This is a genomic window from Curtobacterium sp. MCBD17_023 (genome assembly GCF_003224415.1).
GTDB lineage: Bacteria > Actinomycetota > Actinomycetes > Actinomycetales > Microbacteriaceae > Curtobacterium.
This window is the reverse complement of sequence record NZ_QKLJ01000004.1, coordinates 221,978-245,538: the sequence shown is the minus strand read 5'-3', so window position 1 is coordinate 245,538 and position 23,561 is coordinate 221,978. Positions and strand designations below refer to the sequence as shown.

Genomic DNA, 23,561 nt, shown 5'->3' with positions numbered 1-23,561 from the left:
TCCGGCACGACCGCGGCCCGACGCGCAGAGGAGCACGACCGAATGGACACCGGACTCATCACGGCACTCATCGTGGTCGGCGTGGTGGTCGTCGTCCTCGTGGTGATCGGGATCTGGCTCTGGGTCAGTCACAAGTCGCTCGTCGCACTGCAGGGACGGGTCGACAGCGCTTGGTCGGAGATCGCCGAGCACCTGCAGCACCGTGCCGAGTTGATCCCGACGATCGTGAGCACCGTGCAGGGGTACGCCGCGCACGAGGAGTCCGTCTTCTCCGCCGTGGACCGGGCCCGCACCGAGACGCTCTCCGCCGGGGACGCCGTCGCGGCCTCCTCCGCCGAGGGGCACATGCAGAAGGCACTGAAGAGCGTCTTCGCGGTCGCCGAGCACTACCCGCAGCTCCAGTCGAGCCAGGGGTTCCTCGAACTCCAGTCGCAGCTCGTCGCCACCGAGGACAAGATCCAGTCCGCACGCCGGCACTACAACGGCGGCGTCCGCGAGCTCAACACCAAGGTGAAGTCGTTCCCCACGTCCACCTTCGCGAAGCACCGCGGGGTCGGGCCCGCTCCGTTCTTCGAGACGGCCGAGCCCGCCGCGATCGCGGAACCCCCGCGCGTCCAGTTCTAGGCGGTCGCGTTCGTCAGCCGTCCCGTCGTGGACGGACACCCAGCGCGCCGGCCAGGTCCGCGGCGGCCGTCCCGCGGTCGGTGACCTCGACGTCGCCGAGCCCCTGCCACGCCGCTGTCCGGCGGAGCAGTGCTGCCAAACGGTCGACGTCCACCACCGACCCGGGCTCGTGCCAGGCCGTCCGGACGTGCAGCACCCCGCGCTGCCGGTCGCTCTTCAGGTCGACGCGCCCCACGAGCGCCTCGTCCTGCAGCACCGGGAGCACGTAGTACCCGAACACCCGCTTCGGTGCCGGCGTGTAGATCTCGATCCGGTAGTGGAAGCCGAACACCCGCTCGGCACGCGGCCGGAACCAGACGACCGGGTCGAACGGGCTGAGCACGGCGTCGGCGTCGACCCGTCGCGGCACCCGTGCGTCGACGTGCATCCACGCGCGGTCCTTCCACCCCGCCACCGACACCGGGACGAGCTCGCCGGCGTCCTCCAGGTCGGCGATCGCCGCCGCGGTGTCGTCCGCGCGCAACCGGTGGTGGTCCGCCAGGTCCGCCCGGGTGCCGATGCCCACCGCGCGGGCCGAGCGTCGGACGAGTTCCCGGACGGCGTCCTGCCGGTCCGGAGCGGTCGCGAAGTACCCGGCCGGCAACACCTGGTCGGGGAGCGCGTACACCCGCTCGAAGCCGGCACGGCCCGCGCTGACGACGTCGCCCCACCGGAAGAGCTGTTCCAGCCCGTGCTTGACGTCGCTCCAGCCCCACCAGGGGCCCCGGCGCACGTTCGACTCGTGCTCGACGGCGCTCGCCGGCATCGGCCCCTGCGCCGCGAGCAGCGCGAGGAGCTCACCGCGCACCCGGGCGGTGCGTTCGACCCCGGCGATCCGGTTCGGCCGCGTCGCGTCCCGCTCCCGGTACGCGTCCATGCGCCAACGGAACAGGCGGAGGTCGTCGCGCGGGACGAACGCCGCCTCGTGCGCCCAGTACTCGATCCACGGGCTGCGCTGGGTGAGCGTCAGCCGGTCGAGTGCCGCCTTGTCGTAAGCGCCGAGGCGTGCGTACAGGGGGAGGTAGTGGCTCCGCTCGAAGACGTTGACGGAGTCGATCTGCAGCAGGCCGAGACGTGCCGCGCCGGCCGACACCGTGCGCGCGGTGACCGCTTCCGGTCGGGGCCGGCCGAACCCCTGCGCGGCCAGGGCCACCCGGCGGGCCTCGGAGGCGGAGAGCGTGGTCCTGACCATGGGGGAACGCTACCGACGGCGCCCGACACCGCGTGCCGATCCGGTCCGTGCCGCGCCCGGTACTCCTGCGGCATCGCGTGGATACAGTGAGCGCATGGCTTGGGTCAAGAAGGCGCACCCCGATCCCGTGGTCGAGGAATCGGTGCCGATCGGCATGCGGATCGCGGGGGCGTTCTCGTGGCGGGTGCTCGTCATCGCGGGCGTGATCGCGCTCTTCGTCTGGCTGATGACGATCTTCAGCGACATCCTCGTCCCCTTCCTCGTCGGCATCGTGATCTCCGCGCTCCTGGTGCCGATCTCGAACCGGCTGCAGCGGCACCACGTGCCGAAGTGGCTCGCCGTCGTCCTCAGCCTGCTCGGCGGGCTCGCCGCGGTCGCAGCGCTGCTCTGGCTCGTCATCGACCAGATCATCGCGTCGTACCCCTCGCTCCGCGACCGCACGGTGTCCCAGTTCGGCAACGTCCGCGAGTTCGTGCTGAACTCCGGATTCGGGATCTCACAGGCGGACGTCGACAACTGGATCGGGGAGGCCACCACCTGGGTGCAGGACAACACCGGGACGATCCTGTCCGGGGTCGCCACCGCCGGCTCGAGTGCCACGCACGTGTTCGAGGCGCTCTTCATCATCCTGTTCACCACGATCTTCCTGCTCATCGACGGCAAGAACGTCTGGCGATGGACCGTGCGGCTCTTCCCGCGCAAGGCCCGCGCGACCGTGGACGGGGCCGGCGTCGCGGGGTGGATCACCCTGACGAGCTTCATCCGCGTGCAGATCTTCGTGGCCTTCGTCGACGCCGTGGGCATCGGCCTCGGCGCGTTCATCGTCGGACTGTTCTTCGGCGGCATGCCGCTCGTCATCCCGATCGCCGCGATCGTGTTCCTCGGTGCGTTCATCCCGGTCGTCGGTGCGATCGTCACCGGCTTCCTGGCGGTCTTCGTCGCGCTCATCTTCAACGGTCCGCTCGCGGCGGTCCTGGTGCTCGGCGTCGTCCTGCTCGTCCAGCAGATCGAGGGCCACATCCTGCAGCCCCTCGTGATGGGCAATGCCGTCAAGGTGCACCCCCTCGCGGTCGTGCTCGGTGTGACCGCCGCGTCCGGGCTGGCCGGCATCGCCGGGGCGTTCTTCGCGGTCCCGCTCATCGCGACGCTCAACGCGATGGTCACGACCATCGCGAGCGGCCGGTGGCGGGGACTCGACTCGGAGCACGTCCGCGAGGCGACCCCGAAGCGCGGCCAGCACGGCCGCATCCAGCTCCTCCGACGACGTCGTCACCAGATCGGCGACGACGTCCCGGCACCGGGCAGCGACGCGCAGCCCGCGGCCGAGCCGGGGACCGCCAGCACGAACTGAGCGTCACGTGGCACGCGACCGCTCCGCGACCGACGATGATGGGACCGTGACCGACACGACTGCAGCCCCGATCCCGACGCTCGCCGACATCGAGGCCGCGCGCGAGACGATCGCCGGGGTCGCGCGGGTGACCCCGATGGAGACGTCGAAGTTCCTCGAGGGCCTGCTCGGGTCGCCGGTGCACCTCAAATGCGAGAACCTGCAGCGCACCGGCGCGTACAAGGTGCGCGGTGCCTACAACCGGTTGTCCACGCTGTCGGCCGAGCAGCGGGAGGCCGGGGTCGTCGCCGCCAGCGCCGGCAACCACGCGCAGGGGGTCGCCTTCGCCGCGCGCGAGCTCGGCATCCCGGCGACGATCTTCACGCCGGTCGGCGTCGCCCTGCCGAAACTGCAGGCCACCCGCCGGTACGGGGCGGACGTCGTCCTGCGCGGGCACTCGGTGGAGGAGGCGCTCTCCGCCGCCAAGGACTTCGCCATCCGCACGGGCGCCGTCTTCATCCCGCCGTTCGACCACCCCGCGGTGATCGCCGGTCAGGGCACGGTCGGCCTCGAGATCGTCGACCAGGTGCCCGACGTCGACACGGTCGTCGTACCGATCGGTGGTGGCGGCGTCATCTCCGGCATCGCGATCGCGGTGAAGGGGATGGCCGAGCGCCTCGGTCGTGACATCCGGGTCATCGGCGTGCAGGCCGAGAACGCGGCCGCCTACCCGTCGTCGATCCAGGCGGGGGAGCCCGTCACCATCACGACGAGCCCGACGATCGCGGACGGCATCGCGGTCGCGCGCCCGGGCGACATGAACTTCCCGATCATCCGTGATCTGGTCGACGAGATCGTGACCGTCTCCGACGACGACGTCGCCCGGGCACTCCTCGTGCTGCTCGAGCGCGCGAAGCTCGTGGTCGAGGCCGCCGGTGCCGTCGGCGTCGCGGCGATCATGGCGGGCGCGGTGCACGACACCGGCCGGACCGTGGTCCTCCTCAGCGGCGGCAACATCGACCCGCTCATGATGGAGCGGATCATCACGCGCGGACTCGTCGCCGCGTCCCGCTACATCGGGATCCGGATCATGCTGCCGGACCGTCCGGGTCAGCTCGCCCGCGTCTCGCAGATCATCTCGGACGCCGGTGCCAACGTCGTCGAGGTCCTGCACACCCGCCACGGCCAGGGTGTGGTGATCAGCGAGGTGGCGCTCGACCTGTCGATCGAGGCGCGCGGGCCCGAACACGCCGACGAGGTCATGGCCCGGCTGCAGGAGGCCGGCTTCCGCCCGGAGCAGCTGACGAACTGACGCGCGCTCCTCCGGCAGGACCGCGCTGCGCACGGCGACGGCCTGGAGGCCCGGGCCGGCCCGGCGGACGGCGGTCGCGCCTCCAGGCCGTCGCGACGGTCAACGACCGGCGGCCCGCCGTGCGCGGCGGGCACACGACGGCCCGGCGTGTACCAGGACGGTGCACGCCGGGCCGGAGGTCAGGTGCCGCGAAGGCCGCGAAGGCCGCGAAGGCCGTGAGGGCCGTGAGGGCCGTGAGGGCCGTGAGGGCCTACGGCTCGTACCGCTCGACCTTCGTGACCTCGACGGCGATCTCCTTGCCGTTCGGGGCCGTGTACGTCGTCGCCTCACCGGCACGGAGGCCGACGATCGCGGCGCCGACCGGGCTGACCGGGCTGTACACGGTGAGGTCCGAGCCCTCCGCGACGATCTCGCGGTTGCCCACGAGGAACGTCGAGGAGTCGCCGGCGATGGTCGCGGTGACGACGGTGCCCGGCTCGACGGTGCCGTCGAACTCGGCCTCGGTGACGGTGGCGTGCTTGAGGAGCTCGGTCAGGGAGCGGATGCGGGCCTCGATCTTGCCCTGCTCGTCCTTGGCGGCGTGGTAGCCACCGTTCTCCTTGAGGTCGCCCTCTTCGCGCGCGGCCTCGATGCGGCTCGCGATCTCGATGCGGGCCGGGCCGGTGAGCTGTTCGAGCTCGGCGGTGAGACGGTCGAACGCCTCCTGGGTCAGCCAGGTGCCCTGCGTGTCGTTGCTCATGTCGTTTCCCTTCGGCCGCGACGGTCGGGACCGGTCACGGCGTGTGGCGCAAAAGAATCGAGACCGGCCGGCGGCCGGTCTCGAATCGTGATTCCGAGCAGTCTAGGGAACCCAGCACGAGTGGATCAAGCCGGTGACGGCCCGCGACGTCGTGTTCACGGGCGTCGAGAGCGAGCGGCTCCGCTGGTCGTCCGCCGGCACCGTCACCACCCGCCAGCCGACGATCGTGTAGCCCTTGTCGAGCGCCTGGACCGCGCACTCGACCTCGGTGCCCGGGTCGACCGCCAGCTGGGTGTGCACGACGACCTGGTGGTCCGACACGACCTCGTACCCGACGTCGTCGGTGTCGAGCCCGTGGTCGGTCTGTCCGGGGCCGGCCCAGATCGCCCAGACCGCGAACACGACGGCGATCGCGACCGCGGTGACGATCGCGAGCAGCCTGCCCCGGCGTCGGGTGCCGGCGCCGCGACCGTAGCGGTCGTCCAGTGCTGCCCGGTCGGCGGGTGCCGCGCTACCGGCTGCTGCGGGCCCTGCTGCTGGGGCGGTGTGCTGATCGGACAGTTCGGGGCTCCCGGGGTGATTATCCTGATCCCAGGGTAGTTCACGCTCGCCGTGCGCCACCCGCGTCCGAAGGTCCGTGAGCAGTGGAGGAACGCTGTGCCCCGTCGTCTGCTCGCCGTGCACGCCCATCCCGACGACGAGTCGAGCAAGGGTGCGGCCACGGCGGCGAAGTACGTGGCCGACGGTGCGGAGGTCCTCGTCGTCTCGTGCACCGGGGGCGAGGCCGGGGACATCCTCAACGAGCAGCTGCCGGACGCGTCGAAGGCCCGCGCGCACCGCGACATGGCGGGCTTCCGCCGCACCGAGATGGCGGCCGCGCAGGCAGCCCTCGGGATCGACCACGTCTGGCTCGGGTACCACGACTCCGGACTGCCGGACACCGAGCAGGGTGAGACGGTCCGCCCCGGCACGTTCGCGACGGTCCCGCTGGAGTACAGCACCGCGGCCTTGGTCCGGGTCGTCCGTCGCTTCCGCCCGCACGTCCTGGTGACGTACGACGAGAACGGCGGCTACCCGCACCCGGACCACATCCGGACGCACGAGGTCTCGGTCGCTGCGTGGCGTGACGCCGCGGATCCCGAGAAGTACCCGGAGGCCGGGCCCGCCTGGTCCGTGTCGAAGCTGTACTACGAGCGCACCATGAACCCACGGCGGTTCTCGGCCTTCCACGAGGCCCTGCGGGAGCGCGACCCCGAGAACCCGCTCCTCGAGCAGCTCGGCGAGTGGGTGCAGCGATTCGCGGACCGGCCGGACCTCGCCACGTCGCACGTCGACGTGCACGAGTACTTCGAGGCGCGGGACGCCGCACTCCGGGCGCACGCGAGCCAGGTGCCGCCGGACAGCCCGTTCTTCTACTGGCCGAACGACCTGCTCGCCGAGGTCTGGCCGACCGAGGACTACCAGCTCGTCGAGGCCCGAGTGCCGACCGAGCTCCCCGAGTCCGACCTGTTCGCAGGGATCCCATCCGAAGAGGACGCGCACGCGTGAGCACCATCGCCGCCGTACTGGCAGCCACCCCCAGCCCGAGCCCGAGCGGCGTCCCCGACGTCGACGTCACCCCCGGGGTCGCCGGCTTCGTCGCCATCGCGGTGGTCGCGATCGTGACGATCCTCCTCGTGCTCGACATGACGCGGCGCATCCGTCGCACCCGCTACCGCGCCGAGGTGCGGGAACGCCTCGAGGCCGAGGTCGCGGGCGAGCCCGACGACGGCGCCGCGACCGACGAGCCGTCGCGGCGGGCCGCCGAGGACGGTCGGGCCGACGTGGGCGACGACACCGAGCGCGGCTGACGCGTCCGCACGACGGACGGGAGGCTCCCCACCAGCTGGTGGGGAGCCTCCCGTCCGTCGTGGGTGCGGCGTCCGCGCGTCGCCTCAGCGCACCGGGTCGAGGGCGATGACCAGGATGCCCGCCCACTGCGCGGCGAAGGCGACGACCGTGAGGGCGTGGAAGACCTCGTGGAAGCCGAAGAACGTCGGCGACGGGTCCGGGCGCTTGAAGCCGTAGACGGCCGCTCCGAGGATGTACGCCACCCCGCCGGCGAGCACGAGCACGGTCATCGGCACGCTCGCCGCGAAGAGCTGCGGCAGGATGAGGAACGCCGCGCAGCCGAGCGCCAGGTAGAGGGGCACGTACAGCCACCGCGGTGCGCCGATCCAGAAGACGCGGAAGGCGACGCCGAGCAGCGCTCCGCTCCACATCACCCAGAGCACCACGACCATGAGCGTGTGCGGCAGCGCACAGACCGCGACGGGCGTGTACGTGCCGGCGATGAGCAGGAAGATGTTCGTGTGGTCGATGCGCTTCAGCACGCGCTTGACGACCGGGCCCCACGGGAACCGGTGGTACGTCGCGGAGACGCCGAACATGATCATCGACGTCGCCATGAACACCGCACTCGCCGCCTTCGCGGCAGGGGTGGCCGCGAGCGCGATGAGCACGATGCCCATCGCCACGGCGAACGGGAACGTGCCGGCGTGGATCCACCCGCGCCAGGCCGGACGGGGCGCGTCCGTCGTGGCGGCGTCGGCGCTCGCCTCCTCCGTGAACGGGACGTGGGGGAGCGCTGGCGCGTCCTGGTCTGACTGCATGCCCTCGACGCTACGACCGGATCACGGAAGAGCGGCTGGGAGTCGCCGTACGGAGTGGTTGCACTACAGTCGACGCGTGACGGGCAGGCTGGGATGGGCGGGGCGTGGGCTCCTCTACCGCGCGTACCAGAACCGCATCCGCCGCGAGATCGAGGGCGCGCAGAAGCCCAAGCACGTGGCGATGATCGTCGACGGGAACCGCCGGTGGGCCCGGCAGCTCGGTCTCGAGACCGCGGCACACGGCCACCGGGCCGGCGCTGCCAAGATCCCCGAGTTCCTGTCCTGGTGCGAGGACCTCGACATCCAGGTCGTCACGCTCTACCTGCTCTCGGCCGACAACCTGAAGGGTCGCGGCGGCGAGGAGCTCGACCAGCTCGTCGGGATCATCGCCGACCTGGCCGAGCGCCTGTCGCACCACCGCACCTGGCGGGTCCAGCACGTCGGGTCGAACGACGGCCTGCCGCCGGAGCTCGTCAGCGCGCTCGAGCGGGCCGAGGAACGCACGGCGGACCACGCCGGGCTGCACATCAACCTCGCGGTCGGGTACGGCGGTCGGCGGGAGATCGCGGACGCCATGCGGAGCATCGTCCGGTCCCACGGCGAGGGCGGCGGGACACTCGACACCCTGGCCGAGGTGCTCACGCCCGAGCTCATCGGCGACCACCTGTACACGCAGGGGCAGCCGGACCCCGACCTCATGATCCGGACGTCGGGGGAGCAGCGGCTGTCGGACTTCCTGCTCTGGCAGAGTGCCCACAGCGAGTTCTACTTCGTCGAGGCCTTCTACCCGGACCTGCGCGAGGTGGACTTCCTCCGTGCGGTCCGCGACTTCGGGTTGCGCTCGCGACGGTTCGGCGGCTGAACCGCTCCACAGGGTCCGAGCCGGGGTGGCCGGGGCCGATCGGCCGCCCCGTGTGCCTGGCGTTCCGCGGACTGCATTCGACCGCCTGCACCGGTCCCAGTAGGCTCACAGGGTTCTGCCCACTGGAAGGTGCACCCCGTGACCACGATCGACGAGTACGTCGCCGGCTTCGCCGAGGAGCCCGGCTACCTCGACCACGCCGCGTTCGGCCCCGTGCAGACCGCCGTCCTCGAGGAGCAGCGTGTCCTCGGCCACATCCAGGAGCACATGCGCTTCGGGGCGATGGAGACGCTCGACGAACAGGACGCCCGGGTCCGCGCCGTCACCGCCCGTCTCGTCCGCCGTCGGGAGGACCAGGTCGTCTCGCAGACCGCGACCACGCCCGGCCTGCTCCACACCGCCTTCGGCCTGACCGGCGGGGTCCTCGTCGCCGCCGACGAGTACCCGTCGCTGCCGCTCGCCCTCGCGAGTGCCGCGTCGGCGACCGGCGGCCGCGTGCAGCCCGTCGTCATCGAGTCCGGCGCCGGCTGGCTCACGCCCGAGCTGATCCGCGAGCGGCTCTCGGACGACGTGACCGCGGTGGCGCTGTCCCTCGTCGACTGGCGCACCGGCTACCTCGCCGACCTCGCCGCGATCCGGGACGTCATCGGTGACCGTCTGCTCATCGTCGACGCCATCCAGGGCTTCGGCGTCGTCGACGCCCCGTACGAGGTGGCGGACGTCGTCGCCACGGGCGGCCAGAAGTGGCTGCACGCCGGGTGGGGCACCGGCTTCGTGTCGTTCAGCGACCGTGCCCTCGAACGTGTCCGGCCGGCGCTGTCCGGTCCGCACGGCACGACCGGGTGGCCGTCCGAGGTCCCGACCGTCCGCCCCGGTGCGACGGCCTTCAGCATGTCGCGGGTGGACCCCGTGTCCCAGGCCCGTCTCGCCGTCTCCCTCGAACGTCTCACCGCCGTCGGCGTCGCCGCCGTGCAGGAGCGCGTCGCCGACCGGGTGGACCGGGTCATCGCCATCGCCGACGAGTTCGGCCTGCCCGTCGTGTCGAGCCGCGACCTCCCGGAGCGCGCCGGCATCGTCGTGCTCCGCCCGGGTGCCGGACGGCTCACCGCACTGAGCGCAGCGCTGCACAACCACGGCGTCACCGCGACGGCCCGCCTCGGTGAGGTGCGGGTCTCGGTGTTCGCGTCCACGACGGACGAGACGCTCGGGATGTTCCGGGACGCCTGCGTCTCGTACGCCACGATGACGGCCTGACGCCTGACGCCTGACGCCTGACGCCTGACGCCGGGCGCTGGCCGCGCCTCCCGGCCGTTCAGCCGGCCGACACACGACCGTAACCGCGCGATCAGGCGTGTCGCTGGTGCGCTGCGCCCACCCGTCGTAGCTTGGCGACATCGGGCAACGCGCCCGGTCGGAGCGGCCACGGTCGGTGCTCCGGGACCGCTCCAGTGGCCGCGTCGAGGACATGGACCGGGTCGCTCGCGGCCCGGGGATGGAGTGGTCGTGACCTCTCAGAACGTCTCCCGCGGAACCTCGTCAGCAGCGCCGGCATCGACGTCGGCCGCCCAGCGCACCTACGTGCTGGACACCTCGGTGCTGCTCAGCGATCCGCGCGCCCTGTTCCGCTTCGCCGAGCACGCGGTCGTCCTGCCCGTCGTGGTCGTCAGCGAACTCGAGTCGAAGCGCAACGACCCGGAGATCGGGTACTTCGCCCGGCAGGCGCTGCGCATCCTCGACGAGCTGCGGGTCGAGCACGAGCGACTGGACTTCCCGGTGGCGGTCGGGGACGGCGGCTCGCTCCGCGTCGAGCTGAACCACTCGAACCAGTCCGTCCTGCCGTCCGGGCTCCAGCTCGGGGACAACGACTCCCGCATCCTGGCGGTCGCGTCCAACCTCGCGAACGACGGGCTCGACGTGGTGGTCGTGTCGAAGGACCTGCCGCTCCGGGTGAAGGCCGCGTCGATCGGCCTCGCCGCCGAGGAGTACCGCGCCGAACTCGCCGTCGACACCGGGTACACGGGCATCACCACGCTGCAGGTGTCCGGCGACCAGGTCACGGCGCTCTACGAAACCGAGGAGCTCCGCACGGCCGACCTCGACGGCGTCCCGGTCAACACCGGGGTGGTCATCTCCTCCGAGCGCGGCTCCGCACTCGGCCGCGTGCACACCGCCGGCTCGGTGTCGCTCGTGCGCGGGGACCGCGAGGTCTTCGGCCTCCGCGGGCGGTCCGCCGAGCAGCGGCTCGCCATCGACGCCCTGCTCGACTCGGAGATCGGCATCGTGTCCCTCGGAGGGAGTGCCGGCACCGGCAAGTCCGCGCTCGCACTGTGCGCCGGTCTCGAGGCCGTGCTCGAACGGCAGCAGCACAAGAAGATCATGGTGTTCCGCCCGCTGTACGCCGTGGGCGGCCAGGAGCTCGGGTTCCTGCCCGGGGACGCCTCGGAGAAGATGAACCCGTGGGCGCAGGCCGTGTTCGACACCCTCGGGGCGCTCGTGTCCGACAACGTGCTCGACGAGGTCGTCGAGCGCGGCATGCTCGAGGTGCTGCCGCTCACCCACATCCGGGGCCGCTCCCTGCACGACGCGTTCGTCATCGTGGACGAGGCGCAGTCGCTCGAGCGCAACGTCCTGCTGACGATGCTGTCCCGCATCGGGCAGAACTCGCGCGTGGTGCTCACCCACGACGTGGCGCAGCGGGACAACCTGCGGGTCGGCCGGCACGACGGGGTCGCGTCGGTCATCGAACGGCTGAAGGGGCACCCGCTGTTCGCACACGTGACGCTGACACGCTCGGAGCGCTCGGCGATCGCGGCGCTCGTGACGGAGCTGCTGGACTCGCCCGACCTGGCGTAGGGGCGGGCGGCTCGTTTCGCGCTGAGCGACACCCCTCGCGCTCGTCGGCGCGAGGGGTGTCGCTCAGCGCGATCAGACGTCCGGCGCGACGGCGCCGGCCGGGAGGCTCGGGGTGCGGGACGGCACGGGTCCGGCGGCGCGGACCGGTCTCGCACACCAGGAACCGCTCCGAACCACGGATTCGCGTGGTCCGGAGCGGATCCGGTTGTGCGCCGCCGACCCGCGCCAGTGCGCTGCTGTCGGGTGATCGCTGCGGACGGGAGGCTCGGGGTGCGTCGCCGCCGAGCCTCCCGTCTGGCCGCCGGGGTGGGATGGGCCCGGCGGCGCAGGACGGGCCCGTCGGGGCGGGACGCCGCCGGACGCACGAGACGCCGCCGGGAACGGCGGCGTCTCGGTGACGGAGCGGCGTTTCGTGCAGACGCCGGTGTCTGGTGCTGGCCGGGTCAGGCGGGGCGGGTCATGCTGAGGACGTCGAGGGCGCTGTCGAGCTGCTCTTCGGTGACCTCGCCGCGCTCGACGAACCCGAGGGCGACGACTGCCTCGCGGACGGTGATGCCCTCGGCGACCGCCGTCTTCGCGACCTTCGCGGCCGACTCGTAGCCGATGACTCGGTTCAGCGGCGTCACGATGGACGGCGACGACTCGGCGAACGCCCGCGCCCGCTCGAGGTCCGCCTGCAGCCCGTCGACGGTCTTGTCGGCGAGGACGCGGGTGCTGTTCGCGAGCAGACGGATGGACTCGAGCAGCGCCGTGCCCATCACCGGGATCGCGACGTTGAGCTCGAACGAGCCGGACGCGCCCGCCCACGCGACGGTCGCGTCGTTGCCGATGACCCGTGCGGCGACCATGAGCGTGGCCTCGGGGATCACCGGGTTCACCTTGCCCGGCATGATCGACGAGCCCGGCTGCAGGTCCGGGATGTGCAGTTCGCCGAGCCCGGAGTTCGGGCCGGAGCCCATCCAGCGGAGGTCGTTGTTGATCTTCGTCAGGCTGACGGCGATGACCTTGAGGGCACCGGAGACCTCGACGAGGGCGTCGCGGGCTCCCTGCGCCTCGAAGTGGTCGAGCGCCTCGGTGATCGGCAGTCCGGTGTCCTCCGCGAGCTGCGCGATGACCTGCTGCGGGAAGCCCTTCGGCGTGTTGATGCCGGTGCCGACCGCGGTGCCGCCGAGCGGGACCTCGGCGACGCGGGGGAGGGTGGCGGTCACGCGCTCGATGCCGAGGCGGATCTGGCGCGCGTACCCGCCGAACTCCTGGCCGAGGGTGACGGGCGTGGCGTCCATCAGGTGGGTGCGGCCGGACTTCACCGCGCCGGCCCACTCGGTCGCCTTGCGCTCGAGTGCCTCGGCGAGGTGGTCGAGTGCCGGCACGAGCGAACGGATGAGGGCGTCCGTGACCGCGACGTGCACGGAGGTCGGGAAGACGTCGTTCGACGACTGTGACGCGTTGACGTGGTCGTTCGGGTGCACCTCGGTCCCGGCGGTCCGGGAGGCGAGCGTGGCGAGGACCTCGTTCATGTTCATGTTCGAGGAGGTGCCGCTGCCGGTCTGGTACACGTCGACCGGGAAGTGGTCGTGGTGCTCGCCGCCGATCACGGTGTCCGCGGCGGTCGCGATCGCCTGGGCGACGTCGTCGTCGAGGATGCCCAGCCGGCCGTTCACCAGGGCTGCGGCGCGCTTGATCCGCGCGAGCGCCACGATCTGCGCGGACTCGAGGCCCGTGCCGGAGATCGGGAAGTTCTCCACGGCCCGCTGTGTCTGCGCACGGTAGAGCGCCGACGCGGGGACCCGCACCTCGCCCATCGTGTCGTGCTCGATGCGGAACTCGCCGTCAGCGGGGGTGGTGGTGTCGGTCACGTCGTCGTGGTCCTTCCTCGTGGTGCTCACACCGGGTCGCGGTCGCGGGCGGTGTCGGTGTCCGCTCGGCGGCTCGTCGCTGCCGGGGCGGTGTCGTCGTCGGACGTGGTCCGTCCGGGCGCCCGCGCGTGTCCCCACGGCGCAGGCGTCCGCCGCACGGACCGATCAGGCCTGTCCGACGACGGTGTCGATCGTGACCTCTCCCGTGGTGAGGTCGTAGGTCGCGCCGACCACGGCCAACCTACCCTCCGCGATGGCGTCGGACACCGCGCCGGAGCGGTCGAGGATGGTCTTCAGGCTCGACTCGAGGTGTGCGGCACCGACCGACTCCTGCGCGACGTCCGGGTCCGTGGCGCGGACACGCTCGACGCTCGGCGCGATGGCGTCGACGAGGGCCTGCAGGTGCGGCGCGGGAACGGGCTCACCCGACCGAGCAGCGGCGACGGCTCCACACTTGGTGTGCCGGAGCACGACCACCAGGGGCGTGCCGAGCGCGACGACGGCGAACTCGATGGAGCCGAGCACGACCTCGTCCACGATCTGTCCGGCGTTCCGGATCGCGAACACGTCACCGATGCCGGCGTCGAACACGTGCTCGAACGGCACGCGTGAGTCGGAGCAGCCGAGGACGGTGGCGAACGGAGCCTGCGAGCCCTGCAGCTCGGAGCGACGCTCGGGGTCGATCCGCCCGGTCCGGCGCTTGTCGGCGGCGAAGCGTGCGTTGCCCTCGACGAGGAGTCGGAGGGCCTCGGCGGGGGTGGAGGCGGCGCGGTCGGTCATCGTGTGTCGTTCCTCGGGCGTTCGGGTTCTCGGGACTGGTTCGTGGTGGTTCTCGGCCGGTGCTGGCCGCGGTCGGCCGCAGGACCGGCCGCCGGCGGCTAGTTCCGGAGTTCCTCGCCGATCGCGGTCGCGACGGTGCGGAACGAGCGGTCGTCTGCGGTGCCGGCGAGCACGACGGTGTCCCGACCGGAGGTCGTCACGAGGGCGTACGCGTTGTTGCCCGCGTCCTTGCCCTCGTCACGACGGTCGTAGACGGTCCACTCGACGCCACCGATGTCGCGGGAGCCGGTCGCCGGCTTCTGGTCCAGTTGGTCGGCGATCCAGGTGTCGTTCGCGTCGATCCCCTGGTGCATGCCGATGTACTGCGAGTCCGGCGTCAGCAGGCCGATCGTCCAGACGGCGACCCCACGAGCGGAGCCCGACTCGTAGTCGGCGTGGTTCGAGGTGTACGAGGACGGCAGCGTCGGGACCACGAGGGTGGCACCGGACACGTCCGCCTGCTGTGCCACCTGGCGGTAGTCCACGGCGCGGTCGACGGCCTGGTCGGGTCGCACCACGACCGCCACCAGGAAGAGCACGATGCCGAGCGACGCGATGAGCGCCAGGACGAGGTTGAACGCCGTCTGGTGCTCACGCCGCGCACGACGAGCGGTGTCCTTCCGCGCCCAGGTCTCCTCGGCGGTCTCCGGGCGGCCGAGCTCGGCGACGATCGGTCGACCGGTGTCCGGATCGGTCATCGGGCACCACCGACCGCGGAGTCGTCGGCCGTGGGACGGTCCTCCGTGGCGGCACGCGCAGCGTCGAGGCGGGCGCGGGCCCCCATGAGCCACTCCTCGCAGCGAGCAGCCAGGGCTTCCCCGCGCTCCCACAGGCCGAGGGAACGCTCAAGGGTCGCGGACCCCTGCTCGAGTTCGGAGACGACACGGACGAGTTCGTCACGCGCCGCCTCGTAGCTCAACGAGCGGACGTCGGGCTGCTCGGACTGCTGCTCGGAAGACACGGTCCGATCCTACCGAGCCGCCACCGACGGTTCCGCTGTCCGGCGGTGTCCGTGGAGAACGCGCGCCGAGGCGCACGGAGCGTCGCCCGGGAGGTCGGGACGGGCCTCCGAGCCGGAACGGGCCGACCGGGGCGCGCCTCCCGCGTCAGGCGGCGTCCCCGGCCGCCCCGCCGGCGCCCGATCCGTCCGGACCGGGCCCGTCCGCCTCCAGCGTGCCGACCGCGGTCCCCGCTCCGAGCGTCACGTGCACCGCGGTGGCGCCGTGGAGCTCGTCCGCGCCGCGGACCACCGCGCCGTCCTGCGTCTGCACGATCGCGTACCCGCGTCGGAGGGTGTCGCGCGGGGACAGGGCCCGGAGCCGCCCCGTCAGGTGCCCGACGTCGGAGTGGGACCGCTCGATCCGACGGTCGAGCAGCTCCCGGGCGCGGGAGAGGTCACGGGCGACCTCCTCGGCACGTGTGTCCACCAGCCAGGCCGTCGAGGCGAGCGCGGGCCGGGACCGCAGCGCGGCAATCCGGTCCGCCTCGACCGACAGGGTGTGCGAGAGCCGCAGGCCGAGACGGGCTCGGGCCTGACGGACGTTCGCGAGCTCCTCGGCCACGTCCGGGACGACCCGCTTCGCCGCGTCGGTCGGGGTGGAGGCCCGGAGGTCGGCGACCTCGTCGAGGATCGGCCGGTCGGCTTCGTGCCCGATCGCCGACACGAGCGGTGTCGTCGCCGCGGCGGCCGCGCGGACGAGGCCTTCGTCGCTGAAGCCCAGCAGGTTCTGGAAGTCGCCACCACCACGAGCGACGATGATGACGTCGACCTCCGGGTCGGCGTCGAGCTCCTGGATCGCCGCGGTCACCTCGGCCACGGCACGGTCGCCCTGCACCGCCGTGTGCACCGTCCGGAACTCGACCTGCGGCCACCGCAGCTGGGCGTTCCGCTTGACGTCCTTCTCGGCGTCGGAGTCCTTGCCGGTGACGAGGCCGATGCGGTGCGGCAGGAAGGGCAGACGCTTCTTGCGGGACGGGTCGAACAGCCCCTCCTCCGCCAGGGCACGCCGCAACCGCTCGAGCCGTTCGAGCAGGTCGCCCAGCCCGACGTGCTTCATCTCGACCACCTGCATCGTCAGCGAGCCGCCCTTGACCCAGTAGTTCGGCTTGACGGCGGCGACGACGCGGTCGCCCTGCTTGAGGTCGGTGGGCACCCGGGAGCGGACGCTCGACCAGATGGAGAAGGACACGGTCGCGTCGACCTCGACGTCCTTGAGCTTGCCGTAGACGTTGCCGCCGGCGACGTTCCACTGCGTGATCTCACCCTCGACCCAGGCGACGCCGAGGCGGTCGATCCAGTCGCGGAGCTTCGCGCCGAGCAGCGCGACGGGCCACGGGTCCTCCGCCGTGGGCGGCCCCTGTTCGATCGCCATCGTGCTCCTCCCGGTCGTGCGGACCATGGTGTCGGACGCCGGTGACATCCCGGCCGTCCGCGCGTTCTCCACGGGCTCGTCCGTGCCCAGGCTGCGCGGGTCCTGCTCACCTATCATCGGGGACGTGACGATCACCAACGGCCACTCGGTCCCGCTCGCCCCGCCGCGGGTCCCCGCAGCGCGCGGACGCCTGCGTGACCTGCCGGTCAGCGGGAGCAAGCGGGTGCTGCTCGCGGCGCCGCGCGGCTACTGCGCGGGGGTCGACCGCGCCGTGGTCGCGGTCGAGAAGGCGCTCGAGCAGTACGGCGAGCCGGTGTACGTCCGGAAGCAGATCGTCCACAACGTCCACGTGGTCTCCACACTCGAGCAGCGTGGCGCCGTGTTCGTCGACGACGTCGCCGAGGTGCCCCGCGGGTCGCACGTCGTCTTCAGCGCGCACGGTGTCTCCCCGGCGGTGGTGGCCGGAGCCGCCGCACGCGACCTGCACGCCATCGACGCCACCTGCCCGCTCGTGACGAAGGTCCACCGCGAGGCCTCCCGGTTCGCGAAGGCGGAGCGCACCATCATCCTGATCGGGCACGCCGGCCACGAAGAGGTCGAGGGCACCATGGGTCACGCGCCCGAGCGGACGATCCTGGTGAACGGCCCGGCCGACGTCGCCGCGCTCGAGGTCCCCGATCCGGACAACCTCGTGTGGTTGTCACAGACCACGTTGAGCGTCGATGAGACGATGGAGACGGTCCGGCTCCTGCGGGAGAAGTACCCGTCGATCGAGAACCCGCCCTCCGACGACATCTGCTACGCCACCCAGAACCGGCAGGTCGCGGTCAAGAAGGTCGCACCCGCCGCGGACCTGGTCATCGTGGTCGGGTCCGCGAACTCGTCGAACAGCGTGCGCCTCGTCGACGTCGCCCTGGAGTACGGCGCCAAGGACGCGCACCGGGTCGACTACGCCGAGGAGATCCGGCAGGAATGGCTCGAGGGGGTCGGGACCGTCGGCGTGACCAGCGGCGCCTCCGTCCCGGAGGTCCTGGTCGCCGAGGTGCTCGACCAACTCGCCGACGCCGGCTACGGCACGGTCGAGGAAGTCGTCACCGCGCACGAGGACCTCATGTTCTCCCTCCCGCGCGAACTCCGCACCGACGCCGACGGCAAGCCGACGCGTCCGCTGGGCGGGCGCACCCGATGAGCGCTCCGGACGGACGCCCGACCGGGTGGGACGTCGTCCCGCCGCGCGGGACCACGGCCGTGGACGCTCAGGAGGCCCGGATCGCCGCCGATACCGCGGGTGCCGCCACGCAGACCCCGGGCGCCGTCCCGGCTGGGCGACCGGCTCCGCAGTACGGCGAGTACGCGCCCGAGGGCTGGGTGAACCCGGTCCTCGTCGAACAGGAACGTCAGGAACGTCAGGAACGCGAGGACCGCGAGCGCGCTGCCGCGTCGGCCGCTCCCGGGGCCGCCGGCGGGTCGGGTCGTCCCGCTGTCCGAGCACGAGCTGCTGCGACGGCCGACCGGACGGTGACCACCGGGGACGCCGCGTCCGCCCGACGGCTCGGCGCGTCCCCCGTGGACGTGCTGCTGACCTTCGTGCTCCTCGGCATGGGGCTCGTGAGCGTCGTCCAGTCACTCTCGATCGGGTCCGTCGCCTCGACGGTGCGCGAGGAGCTCGAGACGAACTACACCGCTCTGCAGGACCCCGGAGCGCTCAACGGCGCGGCGATGATCAGTTCGGTCGTCATGCTCGTGGTCTTCGCGCTCGTCCTCTGGTGGTCCGTCGTCCGGCTCCGCGCAGGTCGGAGGAGCTTCTGGGTGCCGTTGCTCGGGGGAGCGGTGGCGACCCTGCTCAGTGCGGTGGTGTTCGCCGCCGTGGTCTTCCGGGACGACGGGTTCGTCGCAGCGATGATGCGGCAGGCCGCCGGAGGCTAGGCCCAGCGCCGATGCCGCGCCGTCAGGCGAGGAAGGCGGCGACCGCCCCGTGCAGGTCGGTGAGGTCGTCGACGTGCACGAGTTCCCGCACCGAGTGCATCGAGAGCAGACCGACGCCGATGTCGATCGTCGGGATGCCGAGACGCGTCGCCGCGATCGGTCCGATCGTCGAGCCGCCCGGGATCGTGTTCACGTTGACGAACGGCTGGAACGCCACGCCCGCGGACTCGCACGCCGCCGCGAACACGGCGGTGCCCTTCGCCTCGGTCATGTACCGCTGGTTCGCGCTGATCTTCAGGAGTGGGCCACCACCCGGGCGCGGGCGGTTGGTCGGGTCGTGCTTCTCCGAGAAGTTCGGGTGCACCAGGTGCCCCGCGTCGCTCGACAGCAGCCACGATGCCCGGAAGGCACGGGCGGACTCGGAACGGCTCGCCCCGAGCCCCTCCTGCACGCGGGCGAGGACGTCCTCGAGGAACGGCCCGCCGGCACCGGACGGCGACGAGGACCCGATCTCCTCGTGGTCGAACGCGGCGAACACCGGGATGTGGTCGCCGTCGCCCGGCGCCTCGACGATCCCGCGGAGGCCGGCGTGCACGCTCGTCAGGTTGTCCATCCGGCCGGACGCCAGGAACGCACGGTCGATGCCGATCCGCGACGGGGCCTGCGAGTCGGCGAGGAACAGGTCCCACGCCACGGCCGTCTCGCCGAGTCGGGAGCGCAGCCACGCCTCGACGTCGGTGCCGCCGGTGGTCCCGTCGGTGCCCACGATCGGCAGCGTGTGGCGCTGCTTGTCGATGCCCGGGGCGTCGTTCGCGCCGCGGTCGAGGTGGATCGCGAGGTTGGGGATCCGCGCGACGGCGTCCATGGTGTCGAACAGGCTCGCGGTGCCGTCGGCGTGGACGACCCGTCCGGCGATGCGGAGGTCACGGTCGAACCACGTCGACAGGACCGGGCCGCCGTAGACCTCGACGTTGAGCTGTTCCCAGCCGCCGACACGGACGGACGGGTTCGGCTTGATCCGGAACCCGGGGGAGTCGGTGTGCGCGCCGAGGATGCGGAACGGCGTCGTCGCCGTGGCTCCTCCGGGGAGGCGCCAGGCGATGACCGCGCCGTCGCGGACGACGACGTAGGCCCCGGGCTCGGTCGGCCATGCGTCGGTCTCGGCGAGGTCGGTGAACCCGGCAGCCACCAGGCGGTCGCGCGCGACCGAGGCGGCGTGGAACGGGGTCGGCGACTCCGTGACGAAGTGGGCGAACTCGCTGGCGATGGCGTCGACGGTCATCCGTCCATCGTGGCACGGCGGCAGTGGGCGGACGCAGCAGAGGCCACGGGACGCAGAACGGGGCACGTCCGTCGGACGTGCCCCGTGCCTCCCGGTCCGGGCCGGGTGCTCGCTGCTCAGCTCTGGGACTGACCCGCGGACCCGAGGACCTTCGTGGCCTCGACGACGCGGGCGGCCATCGCCGTCTCGGCGACCTTGCCCCAGGCGCGCGGGTCGTACTGCTTCTTGTTGCCGACCTCGCCGTCGATCTTGAGGACGCCTTCGTAGTTGGAGAACATCGAGCCGGCGATCGACCGCGTGAACGCGTACTGCGTGTCCGTGTCGATGTTCATCTTGATGACGCCGTTGCGGACCGCCTGGTGGATCTCGTCGTCGGTCGACCCCGAACCGCCGTGGAAGACGAGGTCGAGCGGGTTCTGACCGGTGCCGTGCTTCTGCGCGATGGCGTCCTGGATCTCGCCGAGGAGTTCGGGCCGGAGCTTCACGTTGCCCGGCTTGTAGACGCCGTGCACGTTGCCGAAGGTCAGCGCGGCGATCCAGCGGCCCTGGTCGCCCATACCGAGTGCCTCGACGACCCGCTCGACGTCGCCCGAGGTCGTGTAGAGCGCGTCGTTCGTGCCCTCGTGCTGCACGCCGTCCTCTTCGCCGCCGACGACGCCGATCTCGACCTCGAGGATGGCGTTGATGTTCCGCGTCTTCTCGATCATCGTCTTGGCGATCTCGATGTTCTCGTCGAGGGGCACCGCCGAGCCGTCCCACATGTGCGACTGGAAGATCGGGTTGCGGCCAGCGCGGACCTCTTCCTCGCTCGCCGCGATGAGCGGGAGCACGAAGCCGTCCAGGGCGTCCTTCGGGCAGTGGTCCGTGTGCAGCGCGACCGTGATCGGGTAGTTCTTCGCGACCTCGTGCGCGAAGGCGGCCATCGCGAGGGCGCCGGCTGCTCGGTTCTTGACCGTGTGCCCGGCGAAGTAGTCCGCGCCGCCGGTCGTGACCTGGATGATGCCGTCGGAGCCGGCCTCGGTCAGGCCCTGGAGGACCGCGTTGATGGTCTGGGACGATGACACGTTGACCGCGGGGTAGGCGAACTTCCCGGCCTTCGCGCGGTCGATCATCTCGGCGTACTGGTCCGGCGTTGCGATGGGCACTGGGATCTCCTTCGACTTCTTCGGTGATGTCGCAACCGATGCTAGTCAGGGGCGGTTGGTGGGCGGTGGATGTGGTCGGCACCTGTGGACGGAGCACGGTGTGCACATCCGTGCGCGCGGGGAGGCCGGGAGGGTGGCGGTCGGTAGGCTCGGGTCGTGACTCCCACGACTGAGACCGGCTCCCTGTTCCTCCAGCCCGACCGCAACCTGGCGCTCGAACTCGTGCGTGCGACGGAGGCCGCCGCGATCCGGGCACAGCCGTGGGTCGGACGTGGTGAGAAGAACCTCGCCGACGGTGCCGCCGTCGACGCGATGCGCAAGTTCCTCGGCACGGTGAACTTCGACGGCGTCGTCGTCATCGGTGAGGGCGAGAAGGACAACGCCCCGATGCTCTACAACGGCGAGCACGTTGGCAACGGCCACGGCCCGGCCTGCGACATCGCGGTCGACCCGATCGACGGCACCTCGCTGACCGCCGCCGGGCGACAGAACGCCATCTCCGTCATGGCCGTCTCGGACCGCGGCTCCATGTACGACCCGTCCGCCGTGTTCTACATGGACAAGATCGCCGCCGGGCCCGAGGGCCGCGGGGTCCTGGACCTCGAGAAGCCCATCGGCGAGAACATCCGTGCGCTCGCCAAGGCGAAGGGCAAGGACCTCGAGGACATGGTCGTCGCCGTCCTCGACCGCCCGCGCCACGACGAACTCATCCGTCAGATCCGCGCGACCGGTGCCGGCACCCGACTGCTGCTCGACGGCGACGTCGCCGGTGGCATCGCAGCGGCGCTGCCCGGGTCGAACATCGACATGTGCGTCGGCGTCGGCGGGACGCCCGAGGGCATCATCACCGCCTGCGCGATCAAGGCGCTCGACGGCGTGATCCTCGGCAAGCTCCAGCCGAAGGACGACGAGGAGCGCGAGCGCGCCGTCGCCGCCGGCCACGACCTCGACAAGGTGCTCGACCAGGACGACCTGGTCACGGGGGACAACACGTTCTTCGTCGCGACCGGTGTCACCGACGGCGTCCTCGTCGACGGTGTCCGTCGTTCGCGCGGCGTCATCCACACCGACTCGCTCGTGCTCCGGTCCCGCTCGAACACGATCCGCCGCATCCAGGCGGACCACCGCGCCGAGAAGTGGTTCTGATCCGCTGACGCGCGGCGCGCCGAGGATCCGCACAAGGAGAACCCGCTCGCACCACGTACTCCCGTGGTTCGAGCGGGTTTCGTGGTCCCGGTCCCGGTCCCGGTCCCGGTCCCGGTCCCGGTCCCGGCGCCGCTCAGTCGCGCTCGGTGCTCGCGACGAGCTCCGGCGCCGTCAGCAACCGCGGCTCGTCCTCGATCGACGTCGGGTCCGCGATGACCTTCGACTCGTCGAGCAGCGACAGCCGACGGGCGCTCGGGAGCACCTGCCGCTCGAGTGACCCGACGAACCGGTTGTAGTCGACCACGGCACCGCGGATCGACCGGCCGAGCTTGTCCACGTGCCCGGCCATGGTCGACAGCCGCCCGTGCAACTCGCGGGACACCCGGAACAGCTCGCGTGCCTCCTGCGTGACGACGTCCTGCTGCCACGAGAACGCGACGGTCTTCAGCACGGACCACAGCGTCACGGGCGAAGCCAGTGCCACCCGCTTGCGGAACGCGTGGTCGAGCAGGCCGGGGTCGGCGGCCAGGGCGCTCGCGATGAGGGACTCCGACGGGATGAACGCCACCGTCAGCTCGGGGGAGGCGTCGTAGCCCGACCAGTACTCCCGGGCCGCCAGGGCGTCGACGTGCGCCCGGAGTGCCTTGACGTGCTGCGCCATGAGGTGTCCGCGCCGCGCACCTTCCGCCCCCGTCGCGGATGCCGGGATGTCCATCGCCTGCAGGTACGCGGCGAACGGCACCTTGGCGTCGACGGCGATGTTCTTCCCGCCGGGTAGGTGCACGATCATGTCCGGGCGGGCCGCCCCCGCCGTGGTGGTCACCGACGACTGCACGTCGAAGTCGACCCGTTCGAGGAGCCCGGCGGCCTCGACCACGTTCCGCAACTGCGTCTCGCCCCAGACTCCGCGCGTGCTGTTCGACGACAGCGCGCTCGCGAGGGTCTCGGCCGTGGCACGGAGGCGTTCCTCGGACTCGGCGGCCGACCGGAGCTGCGCCGACAGGGCGCCGTACTGCTCGCTGCGGGAGCGCTCGAGCTCGGCGATCTTCTCCCGCATGACCTGCAGCGTGTCGGCGACCGGGCTGAGCGCGGAGAGCACCTTCGACTCGTCCTGCGCCCGGTTCGACTCGGCGCCGTGCATGCGCTGCACGAGGTGCTCCAACTCGGCCGCCCGGCGCTCGAGGGAGTCGACCTGTCGGCGGTACTGCGCGTCCTGCGCGTCGAGCCGCTCCTCGGCGTCACGTCGGGCCGCGTCGAGTTGGGAACGGAGGCCGTCCGCCGTCGCGTTCGCGGTCGCTGCGTCCACTCCGGCACGGGACCGGGCGAGTGACCACGCGACCACGGCCCCGACGGCGATGCCGATCACGAGACCGATGACCAGGGCGAGGATCTGCATGACGCGACCCTGGCAGG

Annotated in this window: 23 protein-coding genes; 11 read left to right on the top strand and 12 right to left on the bottom strand. The window is 71.8% G+C overall.

Features of this window, described 5'->3' with window-relative positions:
- Positions 1–42 precede the first annotated feature (42 nt).
- Positions 43–624, top strand: coding sequence for a LemA family protein (locus DEI84_RS08085; protein ID WP_258367419.1), 582 nt, complete (start codon positions 43–45; stop codon positions 622–624).
- 13 nt (positions 625–637) lie between these two features.
- On the opposite strand, the gene DEI84_RS08080 is transcribed toward DEI84_RS08085, so the two are convergent.
- Positions 638–1,855: a winged helix-turn-helix domain-containing protein gene (locus DEI84_RS08080; RefSeq protein WP_110890346.1), complete on the bottom strand. Its 1,218-nt coding sequence runs from the start codon at positions 1,853–1,855 to the stop codon at positions 638–640.
- Positions 1,856–1,949: 94 nt separating this feature from the next.
- Between DEI84_RS08080 and DEI84_RS08075 the strand changes: the two genes are divergently transcribed.
- Together DEI84_RS08075 and ilvA are read left to right on the top strand one after the other, a co-directional pair.
- A complete protein-coding gene (locus tag DEI84_RS08075) occupies positions 1,950–3,206 on the top strand; it encodes an AI-2E family transporter (RefSeq protein ID WP_258365748.1) in 1,257 nt (418 codons plus the stop codon).
- Between the two features lie 46 nt (positions 3,207–3,252).
- Positions 3,253–4,497 (top strand): threonine ammonia-lyase, encoded by a 1,245-nt coding sequence (gene ilvA, locus DEI84_RS08070; protein ID WP_110890492.1) that lies wholly within the window; start codon positions 3,253–3,255, stop codon positions 4,495–4,497.
- Between the two features lie 250 nt (positions 4,498–4,747).
- On the opposite strand, the gene greA is transcribed toward ilvA, so the two are convergent.
- Entirely contained in the window at positions 4,748–5,236 is a 489-nt protein-coding gene (gene greA, locus DEI84_RS08065; RefSeq protein WP_110823625.1) for a transcription elongation factor GreA, read from the bottom strand.
- A 102-nt stretch (positions 5,237–5,338) separates the two neighbouring features.
- Positions 5,339–5,857 (bottom strand): DUF4307 domain-containing protein, encoded by a 519-nt coding sequence (locus DEI84_RS08060; protein ID WP_181419410.1) that lies wholly within the window; start codon positions 5,855–5,857, stop codon positions 5,339–5,341.
- 36 nt (positions 5,858–5,893) lie between these two features.
- Here DEI84_RS08060 and mca point away from each other — a divergent pair, with 36 nt between their 5' ends.
- Both mca and DEI84_RS08050 read left to right on the top strand, forming a co-directional pair.
- Complete coding sequence (gene mca, locus DEI84_RS08055) at positions 5,894–6,784, top strand: mycothiol conjugate amidase Mca (protein WP_110890345.1); 891 nt, start codon at positions 5,894–5,896, stop codon at positions 6,782–6,784.
- Entirely contained in the window at positions 6,781–7,086 is a 306-nt protein-coding gene (locus DEI84_RS08050; RefSeq protein WP_110890344.1) for a hypothetical protein, read from the top strand. Before mca ends, DEI84_RS08050 begins: the two co-directional genes overlap by 4 nt.
- Positions 7,087–7,170: 84 nt before the next feature.
- On the opposite strand, the gene DEI84_RS08045 is transcribed toward DEI84_RS08050, so the two are convergent.
- A complete protein-coding gene (locus DEI84_RS08045; protein WP_110823629.1) occupies positions 7,171–7,887 on the bottom strand; it encodes a hemolysin III family protein in 717 nt (238 codons plus the stop codon).
- Positions 7,888–7,963: 76 nt separating this feature from the next.
- Here DEI84_RS08045 and DEI84_RS08040 point away from each other — a divergent pair, with 76 nt between their 5' ends.
- The 3 genes from DEI84_RS08040 to DEI84_RS08030 all read left to right on the top strand — a co-directional run bounded on the left by DEI84_RS08040 (position 7,964) and on the right by DEI84_RS08030 (position 11,602).
- Positions 7,964–8,749: an isoprenyl transferase gene (locus DEI84_RS08040; protein WP_258365747.1), complete on the top strand. Its 786-nt coding sequence runs from the start codon at positions 7,964–7,966 to the stop codon at positions 8,747–8,749.
- Between the two features lie 138 nt (positions 8,750–8,887).
- The gene (locus tag DEI84_RS08035; protein ID WP_110890342.1) at positions 8,888–10,003 is read left to right on the top strand and encodes an aminotransferase class V-fold PLP-dependent enzyme; all 1,116 of its coding nucleotides are present in this window, start codon (positions 8,888–8,890) and stop codon (positions 10,001–10,003) included.
- A 249-nt stretch (positions 10,004–10,252) separates the two neighbouring features.
- Complete coding sequence (locus DEI84_RS08030) at positions 10,253–11,602, top strand: PhoH family protein (protein WP_258371733.1); 1,350 nt, start codon at positions 10,253–10,255, stop codon at positions 11,600–11,602.
- A gap of 443 nt (positions 11,603–12,045) precedes the next feature.
- Here DEI84_RS08030 and DEI84_RS08025 read toward each other — a convergent pair whose 3' ends face one another.
- The 5 genes from DEI84_RS08025 to xseA form a co-directional block, all read right to left on the bottom strand.
- Positions 12,046–13,458 carry an aspartate ammonia-lyase gene (locus tag DEI84_RS08025; protein ID WP_110890488.1) on the bottom strand — a complete coding sequence of 471 codons (1,413 nt, stop codon included), beginning with the start codon at positions 13,456–13,458 and terminating at the stop codon, positions 12,046–12,048.
- A gap of 165 nt (positions 13,459–13,623) precedes the next feature.
- Positions 13,624–14,238, bottom strand: coding sequence for a carbonic anhydrase (locus DEI84_RS08020; protein ID WP_110890341.1), 615 nt, complete (start codon positions 14,236–14,238; stop codon positions 13,624–13,626).
- 98 nt (positions 14,239–14,336) lie between these two features.
- Positions 14,337–14,975: a DUF4245 domain-containing protein gene (locus DEI84_RS08015; protein ID WP_110890340.1), complete on the bottom strand. Its 639-nt coding sequence runs from the start codon at positions 14,973–14,975 to the stop codon at positions 14,337–14,339.
- Positions 14,972–15,238, bottom strand: coding sequence for an exodeoxyribonuclease VII small subunit (locus tag DEI84_RS08010; protein WP_110823634.1), 267 nt, complete (start codon positions 15,236–15,238; stop codon positions 14,972–14,974). The genes DEI84_RS08015 and DEI84_RS08010 overlap by 4 nt, the downstream gene beginning before the upstream one ends.
- 145 nt (positions 15,239–15,383) lie before the next feature.
- Complete coding sequence (xseA, locus tag DEI84_RS08005; protein ID WP_110890339.1) at positions 15,384–16,649, bottom strand: exodeoxyribonuclease VII large subunit; 1,266 nt, start codon at positions 16,647–16,649, stop codon at positions 15,384–15,386.
- 124 nt (positions 16,650–16,773) lie between these two features.
- Between xseA and DEI84_RS08000 the strand changes: the two genes are divergently transcribed.
- Both DEI84_RS08000 and DEI84_RS07995 read left to right on the top strand, forming a co-directional pair.
- Positions 16,774–17,838: a 4-hydroxy-3-methylbut-2-enyl diphosphate reductase gene (locus tag DEI84_RS08000; RefSeq protein ID WP_110890486.1), complete on the top strand. Its 1,065-nt coding sequence runs from the start codon at positions 16,774–16,776 to the stop codon at positions 17,836–17,838.
- Positions 17,835–18,575, top strand: coding sequence for a DUF6264 family protein (locus tag DEI84_RS07995; protein WP_110890338.1), 741 nt, complete (start codon positions 17,835–17,837; stop codon positions 18,573–18,575). The genes DEI84_RS08000 and DEI84_RS07995 overlap by 4 nt, the downstream gene beginning before the upstream one ends.
- A gap of 22 nt (positions 18,576–18,597) precedes the next feature.
- Here the strand turns inward: DEI84_RS07995 and DEI84_RS07990 are convergent, their stop codons facing one another.
- Positions 18,598–19,857, bottom strand: coding sequence for a M18 family aminopeptidase (locus DEI84_RS07990; RefSeq protein ID WP_110890337.1), 1,260 nt, complete (start codon positions 19,855–19,857; stop codon positions 18,598–18,600).
- Positions 19,858–19,973: 116 nt separating this feature from the next.
- Positions 19,974–21,002 (bottom strand): class II fructose-bisphosphate aldolase, encoded by a 1,029-nt coding sequence (gene fbaA, locus DEI84_RS07985; RefSeq protein WP_110823638.1) that lies wholly within the window; start codon positions 21,000–21,002, stop codon positions 19,974–19,976.
- A gap of 156 nt (positions 21,003–21,158) precedes the next feature.
- On the opposite strand from fbaA, the gene glpX reads away from it, so the two are divergent.
- Positions 21,159–22,148, top strand: a complete 990-nt coding sequence (glpX, locus tag DEI84_RS07980) for a class II fructose-bisphosphatase (protein ID WP_110823639.1) — start codon at positions 21,159–21,161, stop codon at positions 22,146–22,148.
- Positions 22,149–22,281: 133 nt separating this feature from the next.
- Here glpX and rmuC read toward each other — a convergent pair whose 3' ends face one another.
- Positions 22,282–23,544, bottom strand: a complete 1,263-nt coding sequence (gene rmuC, locus DEI84_RS07975) for a DNA recombination protein RmuC (protein ID WP_110890336.1) — start codon at positions 23,542–23,544, stop codon at positions 22,282–22,284.
- Positions 23,545–23,561 lie beyond the last annotated feature (17 nt).